Source organism: Ruegeria sp. CF4 (assembly GCF_056537345.1).
This window is the reverse complement of the sequence record NZ_JBQFRJ010000015.1, coordinates 65,431-71,564: the sequence shown is the minus strand read 5'-3', so window position 1 is coordinate 71,564 and position 6,134 is coordinate 65,431. Positions and strand designations below refer to the sequence as shown.

Sequence of the window (6,134 nt, the reverse complement as noted above, 5' to 3'; positions counted from 1 at the left end):
GTCAGTTCATGCCCGGAGTCTGTCCGTTTCGCCAATTGGCAGAACTGGCCGCTTAGCTCCACAGCAATCGTGTAAACAGTTCATTTTCGCAAAATATTGCACGAGAACCTTGCGACAGAACCCATCAAAGGAACATTACGTCTGCGACCTTGTCGACTTCGCCCCCGGAGGAGCGCTTGTCGCCCGGTTCTTCTTCGCCACCGATCCCGATGGCTACAAGATCGAAGTCATTCAGAAAGGGGACCGCTTCCGCCAGACCCCCGCCCTGTGATTGCGCCCCAATATCGCATCCCTACACGATTGAAAGGGGTCGAAATTCTGCGACAAAGCCAGCTAGTGAAACATGTCCTCTGAGATCGCAGCATACCAGTTAACCGATTCCTCGTACGTTAACTGACGTGTTTCGGCAGATTCTCCGGTTTGACTGATGAAGCCATCGACGCGTGCTATTTTCTCTTCGGTCGCTTCATAGGTCGCCCCTACCTTGACCCCGTCATTGACCGCGATCAGCGACCAGCATGTGTTGGCGTAGCGGGGCGGAAAAACCCGTGAGCCGGTCAAAGCCCCGCGGGCCGCATTGGCGCACACCTTCGCCTGCGAATTTGCCGAAAACCCGGATTTCGGCATGTCGCCCTGTTGGCTGGCATCGCCCAGAACATAAACATCCGGATCAAGCTTTGATGACATATCAGCCGCGTTCACCGGGGCCCATCTGCCCTCGGTCACGCCTGCGAGTTCGGCGATATGCCCTGCTTTCATCGCGGGGATGACGTTGCAGACGTTCACGGCAATTTCTTCGCCATCAATCGTCAGTGTCATCTGGTCCGGATCGACCGAGACATTACCGCCGCCGAAATCTTCTCCGATCCAGTCGATCATGCCCGGATAATGCGTGGCCCAGCCCTCTTCGAACAACGCCATTTTCGAGAATTTCGGTTTTGGGTCCGCAATAACGATCTTGGCGCTGGGGTTGATGGTTTTCAGCACATGGGCCACCATCGAAATACGCTCATACGGTCCGGGCGGACAACGGTAGGGATTGGGCGGCGCGACCATTGCGTAAATGCCGCCTTGGGGCATGTTTTCAATCTGCGCGCGCAAAAGCTCGGACTGCGATCCCGCCTTATAAGCATGAGGCATCCTGTTCTGCGCAGAAACATCCCATCCTTCCACTGCGCCTTCAACAAAATCAATGCCCGGAGCGATGATCAGCTTGTCGTAGGGAAGAACCGCGCGCCCGGCCAGCGCCACTGTTTTTTCGGCGCGATCCACACCGATGGCCCAGTCATGGATCACGTTGATCCCGTAATTGGCGGCAAGCGCCCCGTAGGTGTGACCGATATCGTCGATCGCGTTCAGGCCGCCGATATAAAGGTTGGAAAAGAAACAGCTGAAATAGACCTTCGAAGGCTCGATCAGCGTGACCGAAATCGCACCTTCGCTGTCTTTGGCGATATAGCGCGCCGCAGTTGCACCGCCGGCCCCGCCGCCGATCACAACCACGCGGGGCTTTCCGCTGCCCTCTGACAGCACGGCAGGGGCCGACAATACGCCCGTGGCGGCGACACCAGTGCCCAGAAATTTACGCCGATCCAATGTCATTGGTCTCCCTCCCACTCTGCGTCATTAATCAATCGCTCCAAAATACGCGGCCAGCGCCGCTATTTCGTCGTTGCTCAGCCGCCCGGCCATCATCTGCATGATGGGATGCTCGCGTTCGTCCTGTTTGTAGGCCAGCATGGCCGCCACGAAGTCCTTCGGGTTCATCCCCGAAATCTTCGGAATTCCATCGGTTTGCCCGGTGTTCTGATGGCAGGTCACGCATTCCGCCGACAGATACGCGCCCAATTCCAGATCGGCCTCCCCCGCCGCGACTGTGCCCTCGGCCAATACAGCAAGACCGGGCAAATGCAGAACAGATCCGCAGATAAGCAGGTTGAGGTATTTCATCTCCATCCCAAAACCCCAGCAACACCCAACGCTTGCAAATTCAGGCCTTTATCAGAACCGACACTTTCGTCGGCATTTCTAAACCACCGTGATTGCGCGGTTGTCGGTGTAGATCGCGCCATCGTCGTCATACCAAGCGAAGGTAAACACACCCGGGCCGGGAACGAGGGCCTGAAACTCGAAGAACGGGTTTGTCGAAATGCCGGGCCCGATCTCAAGGTCGATAACGGTTTCGCCTTCGAACGTGCACAGGAACCGATGAATGATCGAACGCGGAATGGGGTCGCCATCCGGGTCGACACGTTGGCCGGATTCCATACGGTGGGTGATCAGTGTCTTGATCGTAATTACCTCGCCCGCCCGGGCCGCTTTGGGCAGTTTTATGCGGGTTTTGACACCTGACGCCATGGTCCCCTCCCGCGCTCAGGCGCAACCGCCAACGACGACCGAGACCGGTTGATGGCCACGGTGCACATCGCCATCCGGCATACGCGCAAGGGCCAGAACGTCCTGTGTCTGGGCCAGACGCATCCGGGTTGAAATCGTCTGGGACCCCGCCAGAGGGCCGAACGTGGCCTTGAGCACCGGCAGAACCGGGTTGCCGGGTGCAACCAGCAGAACATCCTGCGCGCCGAGCGCGTCGATGGAAACGGAAACCCGATAGCCGTCTTCGGCGACAGCGGGCAAGGTCAGGACCACGCCGTTGTCCTCAATCGGCCCGTCGCCTGCAAAAGCTGCGATAAGGTCCTCCAGCGTTGCAGAAGCCGGCACAGCGACCATCTGTTGCGCCCTGACCGGTTCAGCAAGGCACAGCAAAGCCCAAAGGCTTACCTGCATCGCGTCGCGCCGGGTCAGGGTCATGGCGGGCCTTTCTGTCTGATACGTCAGAGATATTAGCCCTGACGCCGCTCTGCCCCTACATAACAAGTTCGTGAGCCTTCGCATACTTAAGTCGTGGTTCTGCCCCCGCATGTGCAGTTGAGAAAACCGCGGCGAACATGCAAGCTGCTGTTCAGATTACAAAGTCAGGACCGAGGGTTAGATGCCGCATGCAAAGTCACCAGAGGGGGCCAGCCCCGGCCTCGCCGTCCACGATCTGAGCTTTCTTTACGGCGCAAAGACTGCGCTGGACGCAGTCTCCTTTGATGTGATGCCCGGTACTTTTTGCGCGCTTCTGGGTCCGAACGGGGCCGGAAAATCGACGCTGGTCTCGCTGCTGACCCGCCTGCTGGTCGCCCCTCAGGGCGAGATCAGCGTAGCGGGCCACAACCTGCGCCGGGCGCCGCGCAAGGCTTTGGCGCGGCTGGGTGTGGTGTTTCAACAACCGACCCTCGACCTCAGCCTGACGGTGCGCCAGAACATGAGCTATTTTGCGGCACTTCACGGATTGCCCCGAGCCGAGGTGCCTGCACGCATCGACGCCGCGCTGGACCGTCTGAACATGCGCGAGCGGGCCGATGAAAAGGTCCGGGCCCTGAATGGCGGGCATCGCCGCCGGATGGAACTGGCCCGTGCCCTGCTGCATGATCCCGACGTCTTGTTGCTGGATGAACCAACGGTCGGCCTGGACGCAGCGGCCCGGCAATCCATTACCGATCAGGTTCACGATCTGGCGGCGCAGGGTCTGTGTGTTCTTTGGGCGACCCACCTGACCGATGAGGTACGCGACGACGACCAATTGCTGGTCTTGCATCGCGGCCGCATTCTGGCCGCAGGGCAAACGGGCAACCTGCGCGGACAAGCGACCCTGTCCGACTGGTTCCTGTCGCAGACCGAGGTTCCGGCATGAGCGGGTTCTGGGGCGTCGCGCGCGCGATCATCGGGCGCGAATTTCTGCGCTTCATCCATCAGCGCGAACGCTTTCTGGCCGCGCTGGTCCGGCCCATGGTGTGGCTGCTGATCTTTGCCGCAGGCTTCCGCGCCGCACTGGGGCTTTCGATAATCCCGCCCTATCAGACCTACATCACCTACGAGACCTATATCGTCCCCGGCCTGTGTGCGATGGTTCTGCTGTTCAACGGCATGCAAAGCTCGCTCAGCCTTGTTTATGACCGCGAGATGGGGTCGATGCGCCTGTTGCTGACCAGTTCTTTCCCGCGCTGGTGGCTGTTGTTCTGCCGCCTGCTGGGATCAACGGCAATCTCAATTCTACAGGTCTATACCTTTCTGGCGCTGGCCGCGCTTTTCGGTATCGTCCTGCCCCTGCCCGGTTACATTGCGGTCTTGCCCGGCCTCATACTGGGCGGGCTCATGCTGGGCGCGCTGGGGCTGGTGCTGTCCAGTTTCATCAAACAGCTAGAGAACTTTGCCGGCGTAATGAATTTTGTCATCTTCCCGATGTTCTTTCTGTCCTCCGCGCTTTATCCGCTTTGGAAAATGGCCGAAAGCTCACCGCTTTTGCGCGATATCTGCGCGCTGAATCCGTTCACCCACGTGGTCGAGCTGATCCGGTTTCTGCTTTACCTGCAGATCAACTGGGGCGCATTGCTTTGGGTGCTGACATCGACCGCCATTCTGTGCCTGATCGCTGTCTGGGGATATGACCCCGCACGCGGCTTGATGAAGCGGAAGTTATGACGGGACCGGCCAAAACCACCCATCGCAGCCTGTTGCTGAAAACCCGTCTGGGGATTGGCGCCGTGGTTTTGGGATCGGGAACCCTGCTGACGGCGGCAGTTCTGTATCTGGGGATGCAAACGGTCGCCAATCGGCTGGACACTGCGCTGGCCTCGGAAACCCGCATGGCGCGGTACGCGGCATTGTCGACCCGCGCGGCCACATTTCTGGTGATCGCGACCGAGGCCGTTCAGACCGGTCAGCCCGCCGAAATCCGGCTTGAACGGCTGCAGCCGATCCGGGGCCAGATTGGCGCAACCTTTGAACAGCTACGCGGGGATGTCGAAGATGCGGTGGCCGCGGTCGAGAAACTGGGGCTGGATGAACAATCCCGCTATGGCACACAATCGCTAGGCCTGGCGCGGATGGAGGCGCTGCTGAGCAACACGCTCGAAGGTCTGAGCGACCCCAATGCGGATCAGGCGCATCTGCGGGCCTATATCGACTCCTTCGCCTCGGGGTTCGATCCGCTGCTCAGCCAGGCCGTGAACACCGAGGTCCTGTTTCGCAACACTATCCTCGCCGGTATCGAACAAACCCGCCTGACCCTGACATGGATTGCGCTTGGGTTTGCCGGTTTTGCCATCCTCAGTACGATCTGGTTCTATTTTGGCCTGATCCGCCCCCAGTTCACCCGTTTGGACCGACTGCGCGCGGCTGCCGAGCAGGTCGGCAAGGCCGAGTTTTCGGTGGCCTTGCCGGACACTCGCAACGACGAGATCGGCCAGCTTTATGGTGAGACAAACCGGATGGCCGCCGCCTTGAAACACCGCCAGACCGAGATCGAGGCCGAATGGGACCGCCTGAACGAAACCATTGAAAGGCGCACCGAAGAACTGAGCGCGGCCAACAAGACCCTGTCCAGAATAGATGAAAATCGCCGTCGGTTTTTTGCCGATATCAGTCACGAATTGCGCACGCCGCTGACCGTGATCATGATGGAATCCCAGATCGGCCAGCAGGACGCTGAAAGCGCACCAGGTGCCTTGGCAACCATTGAAAGCAGTGCGGCGAAACTGAACCAGCGCATTGATGACCTGCTGCGGGTGGCGCGGTCGGAAAGCGGCGAACTGGCGCTGGACCCGCGCAGGGTTGCCCTGCCGGAATTGATGCAAACGGTTGTTCAGGACATTCAACCGGAAATCGACAGCGCCAACATGCGGCTGGATGCCGGTGAAACCCCGGTCTGCGTGTTGAACTGCGATCCAAACTGGATGCGGCAAGTGCTGTTGAACCTGATCCGCAATGCCATCCGTCACGCCCGGACCGGAAGGGTGATTTCCGTGCACTCCACGCAATCCGATACAGTGGTCGAGATTTCGCTGACGGATAACGGCCCCGGCATCCCGCAGGCGGCACAAGGCCGGGTCTTTGAGAGGTTCGTTCAGGGGGGGGCGGCCAATCGGCAGGGCTTTGGCGTCGGTCTTGCCCTCGCGGCCTGGGTTGTCGAGGCCCATGAGGGGACGATCACGCTGACCAGCCCGGTGCCGAAAGATCAGGCGATGGGTTCCGCGCCCGGTACAAATGTCTGCATTCGATTACCCCGGGCAAAGGCATAGGATATCCGC

At 59.7% G+C, this 6,134-nt stretch carries 8 protein-coding genes; 4 read left to right on the top strand and 4 right to left on the bottom strand.

What is annotated here, in order from left to right; genetic code table 11:
- Positions 1 to 109 precede the first annotated feature (109 nt).
- Positions 110 to 271, top strand: coding sequence for a hypothetical protein (locus ACR0NF_RS20605; protein WP_480473349.1), 162 nt, complete (start codon positions 110 to 112; stop codon positions 269 to 271).
- A 62-nt stretch (positions 272 to 333) separates the two neighbouring features.
- On the opposite strand, the gene ACR0NF_RS20600 is transcribed toward ACR0NF_RS20605, so the two are convergent.
- From ACR0NF_RS20600 to ACR0NF_RS20585, 4 genes are all read right to left on the bottom strand, one after another.
- Positions 334 to 1,602 carry an FCSD flavin-binding domain-containing protein gene (locus tag ACR0NF_RS20600; RefSeq protein ID WP_480473053.1) on the bottom strand — a complete coding sequence of 423 codons (1,269 nt, stop codon included), beginning with the start codon at positions 1,600 to 1,602 and terminating at the stop codon, positions 334 to 336.
- Positions 1,603 to 1,626: 24 nt separating this feature from the next.
- Positions 1,627 to 1,950, bottom strand: coding sequence for a c-type cytochrome (locus ACR0NF_RS20595; RefSeq protein ID WP_480473051.1), 324 nt, complete (start codon positions 1,948 to 1,950; stop codon positions 1,627 to 1,629).
- Between the two features lie 78 nt (positions 1,951 to 2,028).
- On the bottom strand, positions 2,029 to 2,358 hold the full coding sequence (gene soxZ / locus ACR0NF_RS20590) for a thiosulfate oxidation carrier complex protein SoxZ (protein WP_480473049.1): 330 nt from the start codon (positions 2,356 to 2,358) through the stop codon (positions 2,029 to 2,031).
- A gap of 15 nt (positions 2,359 to 2,373) precedes the next feature.
- On the bottom strand, positions 2,374 to 2,811 hold the full coding sequence (locus tag ACR0NF_RS20585) for a thiosulfate oxidation carrier protein SoxY (protein WP_480473047.1): 438 nt from the start codon (positions 2,809 to 2,811) through the stop codon (positions 2,374 to 2,376).
- Between the two features lie 181 nt (positions 2,812 to 2,992).
- On the opposite strand from ACR0NF_RS20585, the gene ACR0NF_RS20580 reads away from it, so the two are divergent.
- From ACR0NF_RS20580 to ACR0NF_RS20570, 3 genes are read left to right on the top strand one after another with little or no spacing between them, the layout of a single operon-like run.
- Entirely contained in the window at positions 2,993 to 3,739 is a 747-nt protein-coding gene (locus ACR0NF_RS20580; protein WP_480473045.1) for an ABC transporter ATP-binding protein, read from the top strand.
- A complete protein-coding gene (locus ACR0NF_RS20575; RefSeq protein ID WP_480473043.1) occupies positions 3,736 to 4,527 on the top strand; it encodes an ABC transporter permease in 792 nt (263 codons plus the stop codon). Before ACR0NF_RS20580 ends, ACR0NF_RS20575 begins: the two co-directional genes overlap by 4 nt.
- Positions 4,524 to 6,125 (top strand): sensor histidine kinase, encoded by a 1,602-nt coding sequence (locus ACR0NF_RS20570; protein ID WP_480473041.1) that lies wholly within the window; start codon positions 4,524 to 4,526, stop codon positions 6,123 to 6,125. Before ACR0NF_RS20575 ends, ACR0NF_RS20570 begins: the two co-directional genes overlap by 4 nt.
- The last annotated feature ends 9 nt before the right edge of the window (positions 6,126 to 6,134 follow it).

Bases quoted from the DNA above. Each gene is read 5' to 3' on its own strand.
- ACR0NF_RS20585 (WP_480473047.1), bottom strand. From the start codon at position 2,811: ATGACCCTGACCCGGCGCGACGCGATGCAGGTAAGCCTTTGGGCTTTG.
- ACR0NF_RS20575 (WP_480473043.1), top strand. From the start codon at position 3,736: ATGAGCGGGTTCTGGGGCGTCGCGCGCGCGATCATCGGGCGCGAATTT.
- ACR0NF_RS20600 (WP_480473053.1), bottom strand. From the start codon at position 1,602: ATGACATTGGATCGGCGTAAATTTCTGGGCACTGGTGTCGCCGCCACG.
- soxZ (WP_480473049.1), bottom strand. From the start codon at position 2,358: ATGGCGTCAGGTGTCAAAACCCGCATAAAACTGCCCAAAGCGGCCCGG.
- ACR0NF_RS20570 (WP_480473041.1), top strand. From the start codon at position 4,524: ATGACGGGACCGGCCAAAACCACCCATCGCAGCCTGTTGCTGAAAACC.
- ACR0NF_RS20580 (WP_480473045.1), top strand. From the start codon at position 2,993: ATGCCGCATGCAAAGTCACCAGAGGGGGCCAGCCCCGGCCTCGCCGTC.
- ACR0NF_RS20595 (WP_480473051.1), bottom strand. From the start codon at position 1,950: ATGAAATACCTCAACCTGCTTATCTGCGGATCTGTTCTGCATTTGCCC.